This is a genomic window from Clostridium sp. UBA2485, assembly GCF_002341865.1.
Taxonomy (GTDB): domain Bacteria; phylum Bacillota; class Clostridia; order Clostridiales; family Clostridiaceae; genus Clostridium_J.
On record NZ_DDOV01000059.1, the window covers coordinates 1 to 22,744 of the forward strand.

Annotated in this window: 21 protein-coding genes and 1 riboswitch; of the genes, 15 read left to right on the forward strand and 6 right to left on the reverse strand. The window is 28.7% G+C overall.

Annotated elements, in window-relative coordinates; genetic code table 11:
• The first annotated feature begins 328 nt into the window (after positions 1–328).
• The 8 genes from B3603_RS12500 to hypE all read left to right on the forward strand — a co-directional run bounded on the left by B3603_RS12500 (position 329) and on the right by hypE (position 8,264).
• Positions 329–679: a cytochrome b5 domain-containing protein gene (locus B3603_RS12500; protein ID WP_291565351.1), complete on the forward strand. Its 351-nt coding sequence runs from the start codon at positions 329–331 to the stop codon at positions 677–679.
• 10 nt (positions 680–689) lie between these two features.
• Positions 690–1,547: a hydrogenase small subunit gene (locus tag B3603_RS12505; RefSeq protein ID WP_291565353.1), complete on the forward strand. Its 858-nt coding sequence runs from the start codon at positions 690–692 to the stop codon at positions 1,545–1,547.
• Positions 1,548–1,558: 11 nt separating this feature from the next.
• Positions 1,559–2,965, forward strand: coding sequence for a nickel-dependent hydrogenase large subunit (locus B3603_RS12510; RefSeq protein WP_291565355.1), 1,407 nt, complete (start codon positions 1,559–1,561; stop codon positions 2,963–2,965).
• On the forward strand, positions 2,965–3,408 hold the full coding sequence (locus tag B3603_RS12515; protein WP_291565357.1) for a hydrogenase maturation protease: 444 nt from the start codon (positions 2,965–2,967) through the stop codon (positions 3,406–3,408). The genes B3603_RS12510 and B3603_RS12515 overlap by 1 nt, the downstream gene beginning before the upstream one ends.
• Positions 3,409–3,620: 212 nt before the next feature.
• On the forward strand, positions 3,621–5,924 hold the full coding sequence (hypF, locus tag B3603_RS12520) for a carbamoyltransferase HypF (RefSeq protein ID WP_291565358.1): 2,304 nt from the start codon (positions 3,621–3,623) through the stop codon (positions 5,922–5,924).
• 25 nt (positions 5,925–5,949) lie between these two features.
• Positions 5,950–6,165: a HypC/HybG/HupF family hydrogenase formation chaperone gene (locus B3603_RS12525; RefSeq protein WP_291565361.1), complete on the forward strand. Its 216-nt coding sequence runs from the start codon at positions 5,950–5,952 to the stop codon at positions 6,163–6,165.
• Positions 6,146–7,237, forward strand: a complete 1,092-nt coding sequence (gene hypD / locus B3603_RS12530) for a hydrogenase formation protein HypD (RefSeq protein ID WP_291565363.1) — start codon at positions 6,146–6,148, stop codon at positions 7,235–7,237. Before B3603_RS12525 ends, hypD begins: the two co-directional genes overlap by 20 nt.
• Positions 7,238–7,274: 37 nt before the next feature.
• Positions 7,275–8,264 carry a hydrogenase expression/formation protein HypE gene (hypE, locus tag B3603_RS12535; protein WP_291565365.1) on the forward strand — a complete coding sequence of 330 codons (990 nt, stop codon included), beginning with the start codon at positions 7,275–7,277 and terminating at the stop codon, positions 8,262–8,264.
• 49 nt (positions 8,265–8,313) lie between these two features.
• Here hypE and B3603_RS12540 read toward each other — a convergent pair whose 3' ends face one another.
• The 5 genes from B3603_RS12540 to B3603_RS12560 form a co-directional block, all read right to left on the reverse strand.
• Positions 8,314–9,117 carry an N-acetylmuramoyl-L-alanine amidase gene (locus B3603_RS12540; RefSeq protein WP_291565367.1) on the reverse strand — a complete coding sequence of 268 codons (804 nt, stop codon included), beginning with the start codon at positions 9,115–9,117 and terminating at the stop codon, positions 8,314–8,316.
• A gap of 189 nt (positions 9,118–9,306) precedes the next feature.
• A complete protein-coding gene (locus tag B3603_RS12545; protein ID WP_291565369.1) occupies positions 9,307–9,540 on the reverse strand; it encodes a BhlA/UviB family holin-like peptide in 234 nt (77 codons plus the stop codon).
• A 10-nt stretch (positions 9,541–9,550) separates the two neighbouring features.
• Positions 9,551–9,709 (reverse strand): hypothetical protein, encoded by a 159-nt coding sequence (locus B3603_RS12550; protein WP_291565371.1) that lies wholly within the window; start codon positions 9,707–9,709, stop codon positions 9,551–9,553.
• A gap of 349 nt (positions 9,710–10,058) precedes the next feature.
• Complete coding sequence (locus tag B3603_RS12555; RefSeq protein ID WP_291565374.1) at positions 10,059–10,412, reverse strand: YxeA family protein; 354 nt, start codon at positions 10,410–10,412, stop codon at positions 10,059–10,061.
• Between the two features lie 151 nt (positions 10,413–10,563).
• Positions 10,564–10,917 carry a YxeA family protein gene (locus tag B3603_RS12560; RefSeq protein WP_291565377.1) on the reverse strand — a complete coding sequence of 118 codons (354 nt, stop codon included), beginning with the start codon at positions 10,915–10,917 and terminating at the stop codon, positions 10,564–10,566.
• 308 nt (positions 10,918–11,225) lie between these two features.
• A riboswitch (purine riboswitch) is annotated at positions 11,226–11,329 on the forward strand.
• Positions 11,330–11,367: 38 nt separating this feature from the next.
• On the opposite strand from B3603_RS12560, the gene B3603_RS12565 reads away from it, so the two are divergent.
• The 4 genes from B3603_RS12565 (at position 11,368) to B3603_RS12580 (ending at position 16,605) form a co-directional block, all read left to right on the forward strand.
• On the forward strand, positions 11,368–12,771 hold the full coding sequence (locus tag B3603_RS12565; RefSeq protein ID WP_291565379.1) for an NAD(P)/FAD-dependent oxidoreductase: 1,404 nt from the start codon (positions 11,368–11,370) through the stop codon (positions 12,769–12,771).
• Positions 12,772–13,059: 288 nt separating this feature from the next.
• Positions 13,060–14,808 carry an ABC transporter ATP-binding protein gene (locus tag B3603_RS12570; protein WP_291565382.1) on the forward strand — a complete coding sequence of 583 codons (1,749 nt, stop codon included), beginning with the start codon at positions 13,060–13,062 and terminating at the stop codon, positions 14,806–14,808.
• The gene (locus tag B3603_RS12575) at positions 14,798–15,325 is read left to right on the forward strand and encodes an ABC transporter transmembrane domain-containing protein (protein ID WP_291565385.1); all 528 of its coding nucleotides are present in this window, start codon (positions 14,798–14,800) and stop codon (positions 15,323–15,325) included. The genes B3603_RS12570 and B3603_RS12575 overlap by 11 nt, the downstream gene beginning before the upstream one ends.
• An 8-nt stretch (positions 15,326–15,333) precedes the next feature.
• Positions 15,334–16,605 carry an ABC transporter ATP-binding protein gene (locus B3603_RS12580; protein WP_291565386.1) on the forward strand — a complete coding sequence of 424 codons (1,272 nt, stop codon included), beginning with the start codon at positions 15,334–15,336 and terminating at the stop codon, positions 16,603–16,605.
• 272 nt (positions 16,606–16,877) lie between these two features.
• Here the strand turns inward: B3603_RS12580 and B3603_RS12585 are convergent, their stop codons facing one another.
• Positions 16,878–17,828 (reverse strand): DUF2935 domain-containing protein, encoded by a 951-nt coding sequence (locus B3603_RS12585; RefSeq protein ID WP_291565388.1) that lies wholly within the window; start codon positions 17,826–17,828, stop codon positions 16,878–16,880.
• 235 nt (positions 17,829–18,063) lie between these two features.
• Between B3603_RS12585 and B3603_RS12590 the strand changes: the two genes are divergently transcribed.
• The 3 genes from B3603_RS12590 to B3603_RS12600 all read left to right on the forward strand — a co-directional run bounded on the left by B3603_RS12590 (position 18,064) and on the right by B3603_RS12600 (position 22,599).
• A complete protein-coding gene (locus tag B3603_RS12590) occupies positions 18,064–18,291 on the forward strand; it encodes a hypothetical protein (RefSeq protein ID WP_291565390.1) in 228 nt (75 codons plus the stop codon).
• A 216-nt stretch (positions 18,292–18,507) separates the two neighbouring features.
• On the forward strand, positions 18,508–20,253 hold the full coding sequence (locus tag B3603_RS12595) for a 5'-nucleotidase C-terminal domain-containing protein (protein ID WP_291565392.1): 1,746 nt from the start codon (positions 18,508–18,510) through the stop codon (positions 20,251–20,253).
• A 291-nt stretch (positions 20,254–20,544) separates the two neighbouring features.
• On the forward strand, positions 20,545–22,599 hold the full coding sequence (locus B3603_RS12600) for a 5'-nucleotidase C-terminal domain-containing protein (RefSeq protein ID WP_291565394.1): 2,055 nt from the start codon (positions 20,545–20,547) through the stop codon (positions 22,597–22,599).
• Positions 22,600–22,744: the final 145 nt, after the last annotated feature.

Genomic DNA, 22,744 nt, shown 5'->3' on the forward strand with positions numbered 1-22,744 from the left:
AATTTAACTTATACATGATTTTAATTCTCACAACAAGTTTTTTATCTTCAATTAAAAATTAAGAATGAAAGATACGAATTATGGTTAAAACTCCACTGTCAAAGTCCTTGGAGTTTTTTAAAATAAATTTTATTTTAAGAAATTTACATTCCCAACTATTAATTCTTAATTTTTAAGGAGTTAAGCTATTTTTATAGAAAATTTATTTCAAAGTTTTTCAGAGATTTTATTTATAAGTACTACTGATTTAATATATGAGTATTTTCCTACATATATCAAAAAAATACATCATATTAATATGTAAGAGTTTGTTTTGAAGGGGATTTTAATGAATTTAGAAACATATATAAAAAATATGTACTTATATTTTACAGAAATAAATAGAGATGTTTGTTTATTTCAATGGAATTGCATGGATTATTTAGCGTATTCACTAAATTATAGAGAAAATAAAGTTTTTACAATTGAAGAACTAAAACTATATGATGGAACAAAAGGCAAACCAGCCTATATTGCAGTAGATGGAATAGTTTATGATGTAAGTTATGAAGCCACTTGGGGTGGGGGAACTCATTATGGAGTTATGGCTGGAAATGATGTTAGTGAAGCATATAAAAATTGCCATAAAGAAAACTCTACTATTGAGAAATTAAATAAGGTTGGAGTACTTCAAAAATAAGGAGTTAAACATGACGGAATGTAAAATTAATAAAAATATAAAGAATAGAGTTAGAGAGATGGTGGATAACGCTAAAAATAAACAAAAGAAAATGAATTTAATATGGATTGAAGCAACTGGCTGCTCAGGAAACGTAATTTCATTTTTGAATGGAGATGCACCAGATCCCATATATTTTTTAAAGGAAGTTGTAAATTTAAAATATTCAAATAGCCTTATGGTGCCTCAGGGAGAGCAAGCAGTAAGGATATTAAATGAGGCATTAATGGAGGAATTCACATTAATAGTAGATGGTGCAATTGCTACAAAGGATAATGGTTCATTTAATTATACAAGCTATTATAATGGCAAGCCAGTTTCAGCTATGGAAGATGTTCGAAAAGCAGCTAATAAAGCAAAATATATTTTAGCTGTTGGAACTTGTGCGTCTTTTGGAGGAATATCTGCAGCAAAGCCTAATTTATCAAATTCAATAAGTTTAGGGGAATTTCTTTCTGATAAGAAAGTTATAAATTTACCTGGATGTCCTTGTCATCCTGATTGGTTAATGGGAACTATATCACATCTTATTTTATATGGAGAACCAGAATTAGATGAACTTAATAGACCTAAGATATTTTACGGAAATACAATTCATGATTATTGCGAGAGAAGATCTTTTTTTGAAAGAAAAATTTTTGCATCTTCTGTAGGAGAGGCTGGATGCTATTTTAAAATAGGATGCCGTGGACCAATTACAAAGGTAGATTGTCCTATTAGAAGATGGAATGAAAGAATAAATTGGCCTATAGGAAATGATACACCATGTATTGGATGTGCACAAAAGGGATTCCCTGATGCAATGATGCCTTTTGTAAGGATAGAATAGGAGGGTGAACCTTGGGTAAAAAAGTAGTAATTAATCCTATGACAAGAATAAGTGGTTTTTTACAAATAGAGGTAGAGATTGAGAACAATAAGGTAATTGAAGCTAAAAGCCAAGGAATGCTTTTTAGAGGATTTGAAAAAATGTTAAAGGGAAGGAATCCATCAGATGCTATATATTTTACAGAAAGAATATGCGGCATATGTTCTACTGCTCATTCAATAGGATCAGCAAGAGCATTAGAGAGGGCTTTTAACGTTGAAGTACCTCCAAATGAAAATATAATAAGAAACATACTGCATGGGTGTGAGTTTTTACAAAATCACTTAAGGCATTTTTATCAGTATACCTTGCCAGATTACGTAAGTGGTTTTAATATAGACCCACTTTATGAAGTGAACCATGATGATTTTAGAATACCAGAAGACAGGCAAAAAAGATTAATAGAAGATTATTTTATATCCACAGAATATAGTAAAAGAGCCCATAAGTTATTAGCATTATTAGGAGGAAAAGCACCTCATAATCATGGAGTTTTTTTAGGAGGAATTACAGTAACATTAGATGCTGAGAAATTGTTAGAAGCAAAAGCAATGTTATCAGAAATGAAGAGTTTTATAACTAATCGTATGGTAGAAGACATTGAAACTATATCTAAATATTATGAAGATTATTTTAAAATTGGAGCTAGCCAAGGAAATTTTATGTCCTTTGGATTATTTGACGACTATGGAGATATGTCCTATGTAAAGCCTAAGATAATTTTAAAGGATGGTAAAGAAATGAACATTGATAAAGATAAAATAACAGAAAATATTTATAAAAGCTGGTATGTTGGTGAAAAAGAAACCTTTACCTTTCAAGATGAGAGATGGACACCTGATTCACAAAAAAAAGAAGGGTACACATGGATTAAAGCTCCTAGATATGAAGGAGTTCCTATGGAAGTTGGTCCACTAGCTAGGATGTATATATCAGGAGTTTATAAAAAAGATAGCTCTACAATGAGTAGATTAGTTGCTAGGGTGCTTGAAGCTAAAAAAGTGGCAGAGACTATGGAAAGTTTACTAAACATTGTAGAATTAAAAGCTCCATCTAAGAAAAATTTTGTTATACCAGAGAAGGCAATTGGATATGGATTACAAGATACTACAAGAGGTACTTTAGCTCACTTTATAGGAATAGAAGCTAAGCAAATAGATAAATACACTATAATAACACCTAGTACATGGAATTTATCACCTAAAGATGATAAAGGTGTAAGAGGTGCAATAGAAGAGGCACTTGTAGGAAGTCATATACAAGATTTTAACAATCCAGTGGAAGTTGGAAGAATAGTAAGAAGTTTTGATCCTTGTGTGTCTTGTGCTACTCATGTGGTATCTAAAAATGCATCTACAGTTGAGATAAGGGTGGTGTAATGAAAAAAGTAATAGCTATAGGCAATAGAATAATGATGGATGATGCTATAGGAATAAAAATAGTAGAAAGTCTTAAAGAAGATCTGGAGCAATTAGGATTTAGTATTGTACTAGGAGAAACAGATATAGATTATACTCTAAATGAAATAAATGAAGAAGATTTTATTATTATTGTGGATTCAAGTTTAATGGGAAAAAATCCAGGAAGCATTAGTGTGTCAAGCTTAAACAATATTAAAGAGTATAATGAAAAGATTTATTCTCTTCATCAAATGAGTTTAGTAAAAGTACTAAGTAGTTCAGATTTATTTAAAATAGATGGCTTACTTATAACTATTGAAGCTTCAGAAATAAATTTTGGAATGGAACTTAGTAGAATTTTAAAAAACAAATTTGAAGCTATAAAAAACAAAGTATTAAAAGAAATTACTGTTTACTCATAGGTAAAAAATTATTAGAAAATCTAATGATAAAAATAGATAATAACAATTTTGTGATTATGGAAATTTTATGCGTAATTCATTTCTAATGAGGAACATAATTAAAAATGTGATGGATTAGTAAATGAATGATGTAATGCAACAGTTATTTACGGGGAAATATTAGAACTTACAGCAGAAACAAGACATATTGAAGGGAATGAAAATATTTGATAGTGAGATATATTGTAAGATTATATGGATTAGTTCAAGGAGTTGGATTTAGGCCTTATGTTTACAATGTTGCAATTAATTTTAATTTAAAGGGATGGGTAAGTAATGAAGGCTCATCTCTTATTCTTGATATAGAAGGAGAAAAACAAGATATTAAAAATAGTTTGCTTAAAATAATAAAAACACCGCCACCAATATCACAAATAAAAAAGGTTTTAGCTAAAAAAGAAACTCCTTACTATTATAAAGACTTTACTATAAGAAGTAGTAAAAGTAATAATGAAAACTCCAAGTTTTTACTCCCGGATATTAGAATTTGCAAAGATTGTATAAGAGATATTTACGATAAGGATTCTAAGTGGTATAGATATCCCTTTACTAGTTGTACAAACTGTGGACCAAGATATTCAATTATAAAGGCTATTCCTTATGATAGAGAAAGTACTACTATGAAAGAATTTCAATTTTGTAATGAATGTAAAACTATGTATAAAAATCCTAGTGAGAGAAGGTTTCATGCTCAAACGCTTTGTTGTAGAAATTGTGGCCCCACATTGGAATTACTCGATAATAAAAATAATAAAATAAATTGTGATGATCCTGTTAGTGAGGTATCAAAGCTTATAGAAAATGGAAATATTGTTGCTATAAAAGGAATAGGTGGGTTCCAGTTATGCTGTGATGGAAGTAATGATGAGGCTGTAAAAAAATTAAGAAGAAGAAAAAATAGGCCTCACAAGCCTTTTGCATTAATGATAAAAGACATAAAAGCTGCTTATAGTTATGCATATATTAATGAAAAAGAAAAGGAAATCTTAAAATCGAAGGAAGCTCCAATTGTACTTCTTAAGAGTAAAGATAATAAAAAACTATCTAAGTATATTTCTCCTAATATAAATTCATTAGGTATAATGCTGCCTTATACTCCACTTCATAGCTTAATTTTTCAATATGGATTAGAAGTATTAGTTATGACTAGTGGAAATATTAGTGGAAATTCTATAGAGTATAAAAATAATCAAGCCATTGAGAACTTAAAGGAAATAGCAGATTATTTTTTAGTAAATGACAGAAAAATAGAAATACCAATAGATGATTCTGTAGTAAAAGTTCTAGATAATAAGCTGTTAATAAGTAGATTAGGAAGAGGATATGCACCTTATTACTTAAATTATGACATAGGTAATTATAATATTTTAGCTAGTGGTAGTGAAATGAAAAATACCTTTTCTTTATCTAACAATAACACAATAATTTTAGGTAAATATTGTGGAGATTTAAAGCATTTAAATGTATTTGAAGAATATGTTCATAGTATTGAAAGTATAAAAAATATATTAGATTATGACAATAAATTTGTAGCTATAGATAAACATCCATATTTTAATATTAGGGAGTATTTTAAAAATGAAAATTTAGAACTATTAGAAATTCAACATCATTTTGCTCATATGGTAAGCTGCATAGTTGAGCACAATATAAATGAGAAAGTAATTGCTGTTATTTATGATGGTATGGGATATGGAGATGATGGCAAAATATGGGGTGGGGAGTTTTTCATAGGTGATAAGAAGGCATATAGTAGAGTGGCACATTATAAATATATTAATATTCAAGGTGGAGATAATTCTATTAAAAATATTTATAAGATTGCCTTAAGCTATATAGAATTAATAAAAGATAAAAACTTAAGAGAGCAAGCAATAAACAATATAAAGAGTTTTTTAAAAGAATTTATACCATATAGTGAGGTGGAAAGTATTATTAAAAATCACTATATAGCTTTAAAAAATAATATAAATTGTTTTGAAACTTCAAGTATTGGAAGGTTATTTGATGGAGTGGCGTCAATATTAGGTGTTAGACAAATGGTAAGTTATGATGGACAAGGTGCTATAGAATTAGAGAACATAATAAAAGAAGGTATAACTGAAAGTTATAAATATAAGGATTTCTATGAGGAAGAAATTATTAATATAGATATTATTTCAATAATCGAAGAAATAGTTTTAGATAAAATAAAGGGAGTATCTAAGGGCGTAATATCTACTAAGTTTCATAATAGCTTAATAAACATTACTACAGATATAGTTAAAACAATAAGAGATAGATTTAATTTCAACTCTGTAGTACTAAGTGGAGGAGTTTTTGAAAATAGATACCTATTAGAAAACTTAGTAAGCAAATTAAAGGTTGAAGGATTTAAAGTATATTTTAATGAAAAAGTTCCAATTAATGATGGAGGAATATCAGTAGGGCAATTAGTAGCTTCAAATGAACTGATTAAGTCATGGAAAAATAATTAGATATTACATAGGTAAAGGAGATATCATGTGTTTAGCAATAGCAGGGGAAATAATAGAAATAACAAACAATAGGGCATTAGTAGATGTAAAAGGAATAAGAATGTGGATTAATATAGACTTTATAGAGCTTCCTAAAGTTGGTGACTATGTACTAATTCATGGAGGTTTTGGTATTGAAAAAATAGATAGTGAATATAAAGATTTCTTAGACGAGGTAATAGATGAAGTATGTAGAGAATAAGAAAATATCTATTAATGATAAGAAGTATGAAAATATATTATGTAAAATATCTAAGATTAGCAAAAGCATAGATAAAGAGAGAATAAATATAATGGAGGTCTGTGGAACCCATACTCATTTAATATATGAAAGTGGATTAAAGCAGTTATTACCAGAAAAAATCAACCTAATATCTGGACCAGGATGTCCTGTTTGTGTAACCTCTACCTGCTTCATTGATAATGTAATAGATATAGGTAGAAATGGCACTACAATTATAACTTTTGGTGATATTGCAAAAGTTAGAGGAAGTGTATGTTCTCTTATTGAGGAAAGAAACTTAAATTTAAAAGTTATATATTCTATGGACAAGGTTATAGACTTATGTTTAAAAAGTCCTTTGGAAGAATTTTTATTTGCTGGCGTAGGATTTGAAACTACTTCACCACTAATAGCATCAACAATAAAAAAAGCAAAGGAATATAATTTGAAAAATTTATGGTTTTATAATTCTTTAAAAATTATGCCTCCTATACTTGATAAAATACTAAGTTCATCATCTATAGATGGACTTATATTACCGGGAAATGTAGCAATAGTACAGGGGGAAGAGGGATTTAAAAAGATAGTTACAAATTATAATATACCTTCTATAATAGCTGGATTTTCTTATGAACATATTTTAGTATCAATATACTATATTTTAAAAGATATATATATGAAAAACTGTGGTTTTTATAATATCTATAAATCAGTAGTAAAAATAGAAGGAAACATTAAAAGTAAAAAAATTTTAGAAGATGTATTTTATTTAGATAGTGGATTGTGGAGAGGGATAGGACATATTCCTAAATCTACCCTACAAATAAGAGAAGAATACAAAAACTTTGATGGTAAAAACAGATTTAATATTAAGGAAGAAAAAGAAGATATTAAGGTATTAGATTGTAGATGTAAAGATGTAATTATGGGAAAAATTTCACCGGAAAAATGTGAACTATTTAGGAAACTATGTAATAGGGAAAATCCTATAGGACCTTGCATGGTATCTATGGAAGGGGCATGTCATTCAGCTTATAACTATAGTAAATAAGATATAATCGTTATATTAGAATAAATGGAGAATTGTTATGGAAAGAATAAGTTTGATTCATGGTGAAGGTGGAAAGCATACTCAAACATTAATAAAAGAAATCTTTTATAAAGAATTTAAAAATGAAACTTTACTTAAGGATAGAGATTCAGCAAACTTAATGATAAATTGCAATGAGATAGCTTTTACTACTGATTCTTTTGTAGTAAAGCCACTGTTTTTTAATGGCGGTGATATTGGAAAGCTTGCAGTTTGTGGTACTGTAAATGATTTAGTAACAAGCTTTTCAATACCTAAATTTTTAAGTTTAAGTTTTATTATAGAAGATGGATTTTTTATAAAAGATTTAAGGAAAATAGTAAAATCTATTAGTGAAACTTCAGAGAAAGCAGGAGTTAAGATAGTAACAGGAGATACTAAGGTGGTTGAAAGAGGAAAAGTTGAGGGAATTTTCGTAAATACATCTGGTATAGGACTTATAAAACATTCTATAATTGATGATATAAAAGTAGGAGATAAGATAATAATAACATCCACTATTGGTGAGCATGGTACTGACATAGCTATGAGCAGATATGGATTAGAAATAGAAGGGGATATTAAAAGTGATGTTTCACCGTTAAATGATTTAGTAGAAATTTTATATAAGTATAAAAATTATATAAGACTTTTAAAAGATCCTACAAGAGGAGGGATTGCTCAAAGTCTTAATGAAATATCACAAAAATATAAGGTGGGTATAGAGGTTATAGAAGAAAATATACCAATAAGAGAAGAAGTAAAAAGCTTAAATGAAATGATAGGATTAGATCCCTATTATTTAGCATGTGAAGGTGTAATGATAATAATTGTAGAAAATAAAATTTCTAAAAATGTAATAGATACGCTAAAAACCTATGAAAAATATTCAAAAGCTGAAATTGTAGGAGAAGTCATAGAAGAAAACAAAATTTATATAAAAAATAAAATTGGTGGAAAAAGAATAGTAAGAGAATTAGAGGCGATAATGCTGCCTAGAATATGTTAAATTATAATAAAAATGGCTGTTGATTTTTCAACAGCCATTTCATTAAATTTTAAAGCTCATATACAGCTATAAAACAATCGAAACCTTTGACTTTTAATTGTTGAACTCTGCTTTCAGCATTAGCTCTAACAGTATATGAACCGGCAATAACTCTATAATACCCATCATTGTAATCTATAAACACGTCACTTATACTAGCAGATTTTAATTCTTGAACCCTTCTATCAGCATTAGCTTTTTCATTATATGAGCCAGCTACAACTCTATAGTAGGTGGTTGTCCCACCACCAGTGGACCCTCCAGAAGGTTCTTTTCCAGTCAATCCTTTAACTATAGCTCTTGCAAGTTTATCTGATCCTGCATTCTTGTATGCGTTGCAATCTTTAGAAGTTGATACAAAGAAAGGTTCAATAATTATTGCAGTCATACTAGTTGCAGATAATTCATATAAACTAGTAGAAGCTTTAGCTCCACGATTTGAAAGTGATAATCTAGAAGCAATTTCGCTACTTATATTAGCTGCATAGTTCTGTGCTGCTGATGAGCCAGTATAATACCAAACTTCACTTCCAGTAGCGACATCAGTAGTATATGCATTAGCATGGCAGCTAATAAATAAATCTGCTCCCCAGCTATTAGCCTCATTAACACCTGCACTAAGTGCTGAACTAGAACTAGAATATTTTCTTTCATCAGGATTAAAGACCTTTACTGTATGCCCCATATCCTGTAGATATTTAACAACTTTAGGTGCATATTCTCTTATTACTGTATACTCATTTAAATAACCAACTGCTGAAGTATTATTACCATTTGCTAAAATTTCGTGACCATATCTTACGAAAATTTTCATTTTAATAAACCTCCCACATATTTTATTTTTTATTAGATTAACTAATAAAAACGAAATTTTCGCAAAAGTGTAAATATTCATTATAAAGATTATTTTAAACTAAATAAAAATAATACATAAAAAGATATTAAGTCTAGAAGAGTCTTTATGTTAGTAGACTGTTCTAGTTAAAAATAATATATTTTAATATTATTCCTTTTTAGTAATAATATAAGATTTTATATCTTCTATATCTTTTTTTACATCTTCAATTAATTTTAACTTATCTGTAAGACTAGAGATTATTTCTTGATATTTAAGCTCTCTTTCTTCTTGTTTTAAATCTCTTTTTTCTTGCATCTTTAGTATATAAAAGATAAGTGCTACACTTAAAAGTGCCCATATACCATGAGAAGAAGCTAATTCTATTAATTTACCTTCCATATTTTACTCCTTATCTAATTAATATTTTTTTAAAATAAAGCCCTATTTTAGTTCTATTTATAGCTTGTCTACATATATTCAAATCTTCAGCAATTTCAATATAACTATAGTTCTTAATAAACTTTAATACTAAAATCTTCATTTGTATTTCTGTAACATGTTTTAACATATCTTTTATCCAAATAATCTCTTCTTCATCATAGTATCTACAATCAGTATATATATCTAAATTTAATTTTGTGTTTTCATAAGATAAAATTCTTTGTTTTTTTGATAAATAAATATATTTATTTTTTTATGTACCGTTAATCTAAAGCAATATGTCCATCTTAAAGGTCATTATGTATATTATGTAAATGAAGCTTATATGACATTTTAATAAATGACACTGGCAAATCTTACTCAGTATTCTCATATTTTAGAAGTCTATTATATTTTTTAATTAAAGGATTAACTTAAATATAAAAAAATAAGTGATAAAGATTAATCTTTATCACTTATTTTTTATATTAATACAATTATTTAATGTCTAATTTTTCTGCAGCTAGTTTAGGAATGTCATCTTTTTGTACTTCTTCATATGAAAGTGCTTCATCTTTCTTAAAAGTTATTTTTAAGAAAGCACCTTCACGAAGCTGTTTCATTCCTAAAAATTTAACAGATTTTTCATTACCGTCTTTATCATATCCAGTTAATTCATATCCTCTAGATGAAGTTTCTTTACCGTTATCATCTTTTTGTGGAGTTCCTTCTCCTTGGACTATTACATAATAATGTACTTTTTTTACAAATGGATTATATTTTGAATCACATCCTGTTAAGATTGCTGGTATCATCAATACAACCATTAAAATTGGAATTAATTTTTTCATCTTATGCCTCCTAAATTCTTTATAAAGTTACTATTTTAAAATAACCTTTGTTTATGTAATAAACTAATATAAAATTATATTTACACCAGTTTTATAAGAAGTTAACCTAAAAATTATATAAATTTAAAGCTTATTATATTAAGGATAATAGCTAGTTTATTTTCATTTTTTCTATAGCATCTTTAGGAATGTCTTCTTTTTGAACTTCTTCATATGTTTTTACTGATTCACCTTTTAACGTAAGTTTTAAGAAAGCGCCTTCACGAAGTTGGTTTATACCTGTGAAAGTAATAATTTTTTCTTTACCTTCCTTGTCATATGCAGGTAATTTATATTCTCTACTTTCCATAACCTCACCTTTATCATCTTTTTGTGGAGTTCCTTCTCCTTCAATTACTACATAGTAATAAGTTTTACTTGCAAAAGGATTATATCTATCACTACAGCCAGTTAATACCATAGGAACTATCAATATAACCATAAGAATTGGAATTAATTTTTTCATTTTAACACCTCCTATTAATTGATGATATAAGTATAGCATACACAATATCTTATTAAATGACTCTAACCTTACAAAAGTGTAATTATTTCTTACATTTTTATAAGATTGAGTTTATCATTAATTCACAATTGTGGATTATATTAAGCTAGTACATTTATGTAGATAAAAATGATTTAGTGAAAATATTAAATATCCATAAGAATTTTTATCAAAAAACTTAATATAATAATATGTGAAAAAGAATAAAATCTATTGATTTTTTATAAAAAATATATTAAACTTTCGTAATGTAGGGAACTTTTTATGAAAAAAGCATAATAATGTTCACTTATATAAGTCTAGCGATATGGGCTAGATGTTTCTACCGAGCTACCGTAAATAGTTCTATACTATAAGTGCAAGAATTATTATTACGAATTCTACAGAAAATCTTTAAGGGAGATGATTATTTTGAAGTACGATGTAATAATAGTAGGAGCAGGTCCATCTGGAATTTTTGCAGCACTAGAATTAGTAAGGCAAAAAGCTAATAAAAAAATTTTAGTGATTGAAAAAGGAAGAAGCATTGATAAAAGATATTGCCCTAAGGAAAAAACAAAGGAATGTGTTTCTTGTAAACCATATTGTCATATTACTACAGGATTTTCAGGAGCTGGCGCTTTTTCTGATGGAAAATTATCTTTAAGTTATGAAGTAGGAGGAGATTTGCCTACTCTTATAGGAACTGATAAGGCACAAGAATTTATCGATTATACTGATGGTATTTATCTTGAATTTGGTGCAGATACAAAGGTAGAAGGTATAGGAAATACTGAAGAAGTTAAAGAAATAAGAAGAAAAGCCATAGAAGGTGGGTTAAAGTTAGTTGACTGCCCAATAAGACATTTGGGAACAGAAAAAGCACAGGAAATATATTTAAAGATACAAAATTTCTTGTTAGATTCAGGGGTAGAGATAAGGTTTGATACCTTAGTTAAAGATATAGTTGTTGAAAATGATGAAATTAAAGGCATAATTTTAACGGATTCAAAAAACAAAACCAATGAAGAAATGGTTTTAGGTAATAAAGTTATAATGGCAACAGGAAGAAAAGGCGCCGATTGGCTTAAGGATATGTGTATTAAGCATGGAGTTAAGCATTGTGCTGGAACTGTAGATATTGGAGTTCGTGTAGAGCTTAGAAATGAAGTTATGGAAAGTGTAAATAATGTACTTTATGAATCTAAGCTTATAGGATATCCAGCACCTTTTAACGATAAGGTTAGAACTTTTTGTCAAAATCCAGGAGGGTTTGTAAGTCAAGAAAACTATGATAATAATTTGGCTATAGTTAATGGCCATTCTTATAAAGATAAAAAATCGGAAAACACAAATTTAGCCATATTAAGCTCACATAACTTTGCAGAACCTTTTAATGAACCTATAGAATATGGTAAAAAGGTAGCTGAATTAGTTAATATGTTAGGTAATGGTAGAATATTAGTTCAAAGATATGGCGACATATTGGATGGAAAGCGAACTTGGGAACATGAGCTATATCAATCAAATGTTAAACATACCTTACCAGATGCAGAAGCAGGAGATTTAACTTCTGCAATGCCATATAGAACTATGACTAATATATTAAATTTTATTAAAGCTATGAATACTGTAGTGCCAGGATTTGCAAGTAGAGAAACATTATTATATGGACCGGAAATTAAGTTTTATAGTAATAAAATTAATATTGATGAAAATTTTGAAACTAATATAAAGGGGCTTTACTGTTTGGGAGATTCAAGTGGATGGACTAGAGGATTAATGATGGCTTCAGTTATGGGAGTATTGATGGGAAGAAATATTTGTGAGAAATAAAAAAAGCGTGGCTAGTGTCACGCTTTTTTTATTTTTTACAATTTTATAATTAAAAACTATTGAATAAGAATAAAAAATTTAGTTAAGTTGAGAAAGAATTATATTATATAAAATAAATACTATTTTTAAGTATTTTAATTGGGGTATTTAATTCACGACTTAAATAATGGAAAATAATTTTAGTATATTTTTAAATTCATAGATAGCGAGTTATTTATGAATATATAAGAAAAATTAATCAAAGAATATAAATAATTTAAATTAACTGTGTAAGGAAAGGAGAAGAGTATGGCATATACAAAACGAATACTTAAATACTTAAAGCCATATAAATTTCTTGCTATTATTGGACCATTATTTATGGTATTAGAAGTAATTATGGATTTATACCAGCCTAAGATAATGCAAAATATCATAGACGTAGGAATAGCAAATAGTGATTTTAACTATGTAATAAGGTCGGGAATACTTATGGTAGTAGTTTCAATTATAGGTCTTATTGGTGGTGTACTTTGTATTAAATATTCTACAACAGCTGCAATAAATGCTTCTACTGACTTAAGAAAGGATTTATATGAAAAAATACAAGGGTTTTCAGGAGGAAATATTGATAAGTTTTCAAGTGGAAAATTAATAACTATATTAACTACTGATGTAAGTAATGTACAAATGGCTATAATGATGATGCTTAGGACTATGGTAAGATCTCCATTACTTTTTATTGGAAGTATAGTGATGGTATTTATAAATAGTTATCAGCTTTCACCGGTGCTTTTAGGAGTTATTCCTGCCTTAGTAATAGCATTAATTATCATAGGTAAAAAAGCCAGTATGCTTTTTAGAAAAGTACAGGAATCTTTAGATAAAGTTAATACAACTATGCAAGAAAATTTGTCGGGAGTTAGAGTTGTAAAAGCTTTTGTAAGAGAAGAGTATGAAATAAATAAATTTGGTAAGGTCAATGAAGATTTGACAAAGGTGAATACAGCTGCAGTCCAATCTATATCTATACTACTTCCTGTAATTATGCTAGTAGTGAATCTTGGTATAGTTGTTGCCTTATGGTTAGGTGCTATTAATGTAAATAAGGGAACTATTCAAGTTGGCCAAATTATAGCATTTTTAAATTATCTTCTTCAATTATTAATGGCATTAACAATGATAGCTATGATATTTATTCATATAGCAAGATCTGTACCTTCAGTAGAAAGGATTATGAATGTTTTAGATACTGAACTAGAAATTATGGATAGTGAAAATGCAAAAAAAATGGATAATTTTAATGGAGATGTTGAATTTAAAGACGTTTCTTTCAGTTACAATGATGATGGAGAAATGGTGTTAAAGCATATTAGCTTTAAGGCTAATCGAGGAGAAAAAATTGGTATTATAGGTTCAACAGGAAGTGGTAAATCTACTTTAGTTAAACTTATTCCTAGGCTATATGATGTAGACGAAGGAAAAATTTTAATTGACGGTATGGATATAAGAGATTTAACAATTTCTTCCCTTAGAAGTGCTATTGGTATGGCTACACAAAAGCCACTATTATTTTCTGGTACTATAGAAAGTAATATTAAATATGGTAAGGAAGATGCAGCACTAAAAGAAATGAGAAGGGCAGCAGAGTCAGCTTGTGCTATGGAATTTTTAAGTACTTTTGAGCAAGGATTTCAATATGAGTTAACTCAAATGGCAACTAATCTTTTNNTTTCAGGTGGGCAAAAGCAAAGATTAGCTATTACAAGGGCTTTAGTAAGAAAGCCTAAAATACTTATTTTAGATGATTCAACTAGTGCTTTGGATGCTAGATCGGAAGGTATAATTCAAGAGGCACTAGATAAAGAATTTAATGATACAACTACATTTATAATTGCATTAAAAATTTCTTCAATTATTGATGCAGAAAGAATACTTGTATTAGATGAAGGAGAACTTGTAGGACAGGGAACTCATAATGAGTTATTAAAAAACTGTAATGTATATAAAGAAATATACCTTTCTCAAGGTGGAAAGGAGGTAGCATATGAAGAGTGATAATAGACGAGTTAATATGGCCAATAATTCAAGTGGATTTGATCAGGTGAAGAGGGCGAAGAATGCCAAAGGAACTCTAAAAAGAATTTGGGCATATCTAAATAAACAGAAAAAGGCACTAACATTGGTTATTCTATTAATTATAATAACATCAATTTTAGGGATTTTAGGATCATATTTGATAGGAGTTACTATTGATAATTACATAATTAATAAAAATTTAAATGGAACATTAAAAATGATTGGAATTATGGCAGTAGTTTATATTTCAAACGCTCTATTGACCTGGCTTCAAACCTATATTATGGTTATAATTTCTCAAAAAACTATAAAAAATATAAGGGCAGATTTGTTTTCAAAATTTCAAACATTATCTTTAAGGTTCTTTGATAATCATCCGCATGGCGAACTAATGAGTCATGTAACCAATGATATAGATAATTTAAATAATGCCTTAACTCAAGGTGTAATTCAATTTTTAACAAGTGTTTTAACGGTTATAGGAGTANNGGAGTAACTATTGCTATGCTTTCTTTAAATTGGATTATGGCAATAGTAGCATTTATTATAATACCAGTAATATTTCTTATTACTAGGAAGTTAAGTAAATTTACAAAAGATGCTTTTATAGAGAGGCAAGAAACACTAGGAGAATTAAATGGTTTTATAGAGGAGACAATAGGAGGTCAGGAAATAATAGCCTTATTTGGTCAAGAAGAGGAAGTCCTTGACAATTTTAACGTTAATAATGACAATCTTAAAGAAGCTTCCTTAAAAGCTGAAATATATTCTGGTATAATGAATCCTCTTATGAATTTTGTCAACAATTTAGATTTTGCTTTAGTTGTTGCAGTAGGTGGATTTTTAACTTTAAAGAACCTAGCTACCATAGGCGTTATTGCTACCTTTGTAAACTATTCAAGACAATTTTCAAGGCCACTTAATCAGCTAGCTACATTGTATAACACAATTCAGGCGGCTATAGCTGGTGGAGAAAGAGTATTTGAAATTATGGATGAAGTTCCAGATATAGCGGATAATAATGATGCTAAAGATATAGAGTCTTTAAAAGGAGAAGTAGTTTTTAATGATGTATCTTTTGGTTATAATGAAGAAAAAATGGTGTTGAAGAATATAAATCTCAATGCTAAACCAGGGGAAAGTATAGCGTTAGTAGGACCAACAGGTTCTGGAAAAACTACTGTAATAAATCTTTTAACACGTTTTTATGATATAAACAGTGGTGAAATAAAAATCGATGGTTTAGATATTAAAAATTACACTATTGATTCTTTACGAGAAAATATAGGTGTAGTGCTTCAAGATAGTTTTCTCTTTTCAGGTACAATAAAGGATAATATAAAATATGGAAGATTAGAAGCTACTGATGAAGAGGTTATTAAAGCTGCTAAACTTGCTAATGCTCATTCTTTTATAGATTACTTACCAGATAAATATGATACAGTTGTTGCAGCTCAAGGAGAAAACCTAAGCCAAGGACAAAGACAGCTTATTTCCATTGCAAGAGCTATATTATCAAATCCAAATATACTAGTTCTTGATGAAGCTACTAGTAACATAGATACAAGAACAGAGCTTCAAATACAAGAAGGTTTAAACAATCTCATGAAAGGAAGAACTAGCTTTATAATAGCTCACAGATTAAAAACTATAGAAGAAGCAAGTAAAATAATAGTAATTAAAAGTGGTGAAATAATAGAACGTGGAAATCATAAAAGTTTAATAGAATCTAAAGGATTTTATTATGAATTATATACTTCACAATTTAAAATATAGAAATTAAGATATATTCAAAAATAACTAGTCAATATAATTCTGTATTTTTACCATACTATTTTAAGGATATATCTTTGGATAATTATTTTCTTTAATATTTTAAATATAAGAATTACTGTTAAGTAGATTTTAATAGCAGTTTAAAGTGAGTCAAAGGCAAAGTATTAAATAAAATTGGTAGTAATCATCTTTAAAAGAAAATTACTACCAATTTAATAAAACTATGTTTGTAGATATGAGCATATTAAAAAGTTATTATTATTTATAAGGTTTTAGCACTTTAATGTTTTGTTATACCTTTGTAACAATCTAAGAAAATGATTTGCTTCTCTTAATACATGGTCTCCTAATAGAGGAAGTATAAGACCGTGAATTTTGCAGTCTAATAAACCTTTAGTAGCATCTCTTTTAAAATCTCTAATGTTTCTTGTTGAAGTTAAAGTTTCTTTTGTTAAATTTGAAAGAGTATCGCAAACTTCCATTGCATTCTGAGCTTCTGCTAGTAACTTCTCAAATTCTTTTGCGAAATTGTTGGAAACACCTATTAATGTTTCCTCTGTTGGATCCAATAATCCTCTAATGAATAGTGAATGCTCTGCCATAATTCTATCCCAGAATACTTCTTGTTCTGCAATTTCATCCATTAAATGAAGAAATTGATTATTTTGTAATCTTGTTAATAACGTAACAAAAAGCTCAGCTTCTCTTAATATGTGGTCAATAAGTAATGGATAATTAAAAGTAAATATTCTGCAATTAACTACATCTTCTAATAGTTTTTTCTTAAAGTCTATAAGGTTATTAGTTAAATAAATAGCTCTTTTATTTAAAAAGGTAACCCTATTTTCAAGAATACCAGGGATTTCAGACTCAGGACCCGGAATCATCCCTAATTGGATCCTAGTAATGTTGGTATTTATAGGTATTCCAGTGAAAAATTGAGTAGAGAGTTCAGCATCTAATGTAAATTCTGTGAAAAATTCTCCAGAGAGCATAACCTCAGAAGGAACGACATTCTTTGATAGTCTTACGGCTTCTAATAGTAGTTGATCAAAACTTCTTCTAAAATAAGCTGCTTCTTCAATTCTATCTGGATTTTTTTGTGTGAATCCGGCTTCTAAAAAAGTTGAATGCTCCTTTTGAATCCTAAGAAAAAATAAATTTAATTGTAAAGACATTTGTATAAATTCTTCTCTTGAAAACATAGCCTCTCTTGATAACATAATACTTCTCCTAATATTGTTTACTACTACATATAATATTAATTATAAGTTAATATGTTACATATTTAATGTTTATTTCCTGGGAATTTATTCTCATTATGAGCTGTCTAAATTATCATATAATAAAATTTATTTATGGAATTTTATTTCTCAATTGATTAAATTGCATTAAAACAGTATAAAATAGTATAATATTGTAATATATTTGTATAAGGCATATGAAAAGGAGAAAATTATGATACTACATAAAGGAACTTTAGGATTAGATATAGAAGAATGTGAAGAAATTAAAGAAAAGCTAGGTAATGGAGAGAACTTATATGATGCATTTTTAAAAGTGGTTAAAGAGAGAGAACCATCTTTTGATGTAAAAAGAATAGCATCTATTCAAACGCCTGTTAAAGAAATTGCATTATCTTTTCAATTAATGGAAATTTTAAAAGAAAAGAAGAAAGAAAAATAAACTAAAATACAACAATTAGAGTTAATAAAATTAAAATTAAACTTAAAGAATATTAAAATATATCGATAAATAAGCTTGCCGTAATGACAAGCTTATTTATATGGTTAATATTAACAATTTAACAATAATTTAAAATAAAAAGGCTTTTTTTATATTCCAACATAATACAAATTATACTATAATTAAATTATATCATTTAATTTAGGGGGATTTAATATGAAGAAATTTTTCAAAGACAAGGCAAAATTGGCACTATTAATTGCATTTACCTTCGTATTTTCAATGGTAGTTCAATTTAATGCTAAACTAGTTTATGCTGAAGAGGTAAATTCACAGTATAAACAAATTGATATCTTAAGTTTCAATGATTTCCATGGATCTTTAGAGGAAAATGGAAAAAATGTAGGAGCAGCAAAACTTGCTGGAGCAATTGATGAAGCAAGAAAAGCTAATCCTAATAGTATTGTAGTATGTGCAGGAGATGCCTTTCAAGGAAGTGCTATGTCTAACTTGACTTATGGCAAACCAGTAACAGATGTATTTAATTCAATAGGAATTAAATATTCAGCTTTAGGAAACCATGAGTTCGACTGGGGCGATGAGCATTTAATTTCATGGCAGCAAGAAGGAAATTTTAAGTTTTTAGCTTCAAATGTTTATGATAAAAGAACAGGAAAGCCTGTAGAATGGGCTGAACCATATGCAGTACAAGAAATTGATGGAGTAAAAATAGGTTTTGTAGGACTTGCAACTCCAGAGACAGCAGTTAAAACAAAGCCTGAAAACGTTAAGAATTATGAATTTAAAGACCCATCAGAAGCAGCACAAATTTGGGTAGATCATTTAAGAAATGTAGAAAAGGCTGATGTAGTTATAGCATTAACCCATATAGGAAGTATTCAAAGCCAAGATGGAACAATAACTGGAGAAGCAGCAGAACTTGCAAACAATGTTAAAGGTTTAGATGGAATAATATCTTCACATACCCATCAAAAGGTTTCAGGAAAAGTTAATAATGTTCCTATAGTACAAGCTATGTATAATGGAAGAGCTTTAGGTAAGCTTTCTATAAAAGTTGATAAAGATAATAGATTATCTTCAATAGAACCATCTGTAGACGTATTATATGAAAGAAAAGATTTAAAAGAAAATGAAGAAGTTAAAACTTTAATAGGAAAATATACTGACGAGTTAACACCTATATTAAATGAAAAAGTTGCATATTTATTAGTTGATTTACCTCATGATAGAAAAGAAGGATTAAGTCCACTGGGAGAGCTTACAGCTAAATATATGACAATGTCAGCTGATGCTCAAATTGGACTTATGAATGGTGGAGGAATAAGAGCACCATTACCTAAAGGTGAAATAACAATGGGACGTATGTATACAATTATGCCTTTTGATAACACTTTAGTTACCATGGACTTAAAAGGTTCTGATATTAAGAAAAATCTAGAACATGGAATTGCTAATGAAACATATGGATGGGTTCAATTCTATGGTGTAAGAGCTTATTATGACAAAGAAAAACCATCAGGAGAAAGAATTAATCATATGGAATTATTAGATGGTACTCCAATAGAAATGGACAAATATTATAAAGTTGTTACTAATGACTTTATGGCTGAAGGCGGAGACGAATTTGATTTTTCAGGTGGTAAAAACATTTTAGATACAGGTAAGCCAATCAGAGATGGTATGGTAGAAATTATGAAAAAAGAAGGAAAAATAGATTATAGTGCTCAAGGCTTATTAATAGAAGGCAAAAAGCCAGAGACTCAACCTGGATTTAATCCAGAAACTAAACCAGATAATTCAAAAGAAGATAAAGAAATATTACCACAAACTGGTTCAGGTTTTGGAAGTAATGGATTTATAACTCTAGGAACTATAGTTACTCTTTTAGGTGGAACTATGTTTGTAAGAAATAGAAAAAATAAGGAAGAAGATGCAGCATAATCTTTCTTAATAAAAAAGTATAATTTGATATATAAGTACCTTGTTCATATAGCAAGGTGCTTATTATTCTTAATATATTAACAGAAAATTCAAATAGCTTATCTTAATATTTAGACATATTCAAAAAATAACTATCCAGTATTCTCGTTTATTTTTCGTCATACTGCGTCGTTAGAACTCCAGGATAGCTTAGGCTATTATGAAAACCTATCTCCTTGTCTGATGCAAAATATACAGACTATCTTTGACTAGTTATTTTCTTTTATATGCCTTAATTAGGGGGAATGAAATGTGTTAAAGCTCTTTAAAATGAAAAAGCCTATATCCTTATTAGTAGTATTTACTATGGTATTTACCTTGTTGTCTTTCCATAGTACAAAAGAAGTTTTTGCTAATGAGGAAACAAAAGAAATACAAATAATAGGAACTTCAGACTTACATGGAAGATTTGCACCTTATGAATATGCTATGAATGAGGCAAATACAAAGGGAAGCCTTAGTCAAATTTCATCCTTAGGAAAAGAGCTTAAAGAAAAAAATCCTAACACAATGGTTGTAGATGTAGGGGACACTGTACAGGATAACTCATCACAGTTATTTTTAAAAGATGATATTCATCCAATGGTTTTAGCCATGAATGAAATAGGATATGATACATGGACTCTAGGAAATCATGAGTTTAACTATGGAGTACCAACCTTAGAAAAGATAATGTCACAATTTACAAACACTTCTATTTTATGTGGAAACGTATATAAACCAAATGGAGAACCTCTTGGAAAGGCTTATGAGATAGTTGATATAAATGGAGTAAAAGTTGCTAATATAGGAATGGTTTCACCTCATATTACTAAATGGGATGGACCTAATCTTGAAGGATATAAAGTCACCAATCCTGTAGAGGAAACAAAAAAAGCAGTTAAAGAAATTCAAGATAATAAAAAAGCTGATATTATAATTGCTACTGTTCATATGGGAAAAGACACAGAGTATGGATTAGGGGATAGTGCTTCAGAAATAGCAGAAGCATGTCCAGAGATTGCAGCAATAATCTGTGGACATGCCCATTCAACTATAAAAGGGGAAGTTGTAAATGGCGTACTTATAACAGAGCCAGGTAAATATGGGGAATTTGTTTCTAAAGTAGATATAAAATTAACTAAAAATTCAGACGGAAAGTATGTAATTAAAAATAGAAGTACAGATATTAAGTCAGATTTAGTAGAAGTTAAAACTTATAAGGAAGATGAAGCTTTAAAATCAAAATTAGCTCCACAACATGAAAAAGCTTTAGCAGATGCTAATATAATAATAGGAGAGCTTAAGGGTGGAGATTTAGCACCAGCTAATGAAGTAAAGGGAATTACTGAGGCTCAATTAAGAGATACTCCATTATTAGATTTAATTTTAGAAGTTCAAATGCATTATGGAAAGAAAAATGTTCCAAATGGAGCACATCATGTTTCCGCTGCCGCAATTTTTGACTCAAAGGCTAATGCAAAAGAAGGAAAAATCAAAAAGGCAGATACTTCAAAGATTTATAAATATGATAATACATTGATAACTTTAAAAATTAATGGAAATCAATTAAAGAAATATATGGAGTGGTCAGCAAAATATTATAACACTTTTAAAGAAGGAGATTTAACAATTTCTTTTAATGAGAAAATAAGAATGTACAATTATGATATGTTTGGTGGAGTTAAATATGAAATAAATATATCCAAACCCGAAGGTTCAAGAATAGAAAAATTAACTTATAATGATGGAACAGCTGTGAAAGGTGGGGATATAATTTATTTAACTGTTAATAACTATAGAGCTAATACAACACTTTTAAATAGTGACTCTGGTATATTTAAAGGTGAAAATGTAGAAGTTGTTTACGACTCCACAAATGAGCAATTATCAGCAGTAAGGGACTTTATTAGAGAATATATTGTAAAAGATAAGAATGGAGTTATAACTCCGACGCTAGATAATAACTGGAAACTTACAGGATATAATTTTGATAAAGCAAAAAGAGATGCTGCGGTTAAACTTATAAATGAAGGTAAAATTGACATTCCAACTTCTGAAGATGGAAGAACTCCAAATGTTAGAAGTGTAACTTGGGATGATATTAAACATTTAGCACCAGAGCTGCCTGATAACAAGGATAGCGAAGTAACTAATCCGGAAGGCAAACCAAGTTCAACTAATAATAATTCTGAAGAAGAAAAATTACCACAAACCGGTCTAGAGTTTGGTAGTGAAGATTTTATATCTCTAGGCTCATTAGTATCATTATTAGGAATAGCAATGTTCTTATTTAACAAGAAAAAGAAAAGTGAATATGCAGCTTAATTAAGCTATAAAAAGAGGTAACTACATTAATGTAGCTACCTATTTTTTCACCTCTGGGGAACAGTTTAATCAATGGAGAATTGAGAATGGAAAATTGACAATTATGGTTGAAATCAATTTGTAAAATTAATTTCTTCAAATAGAT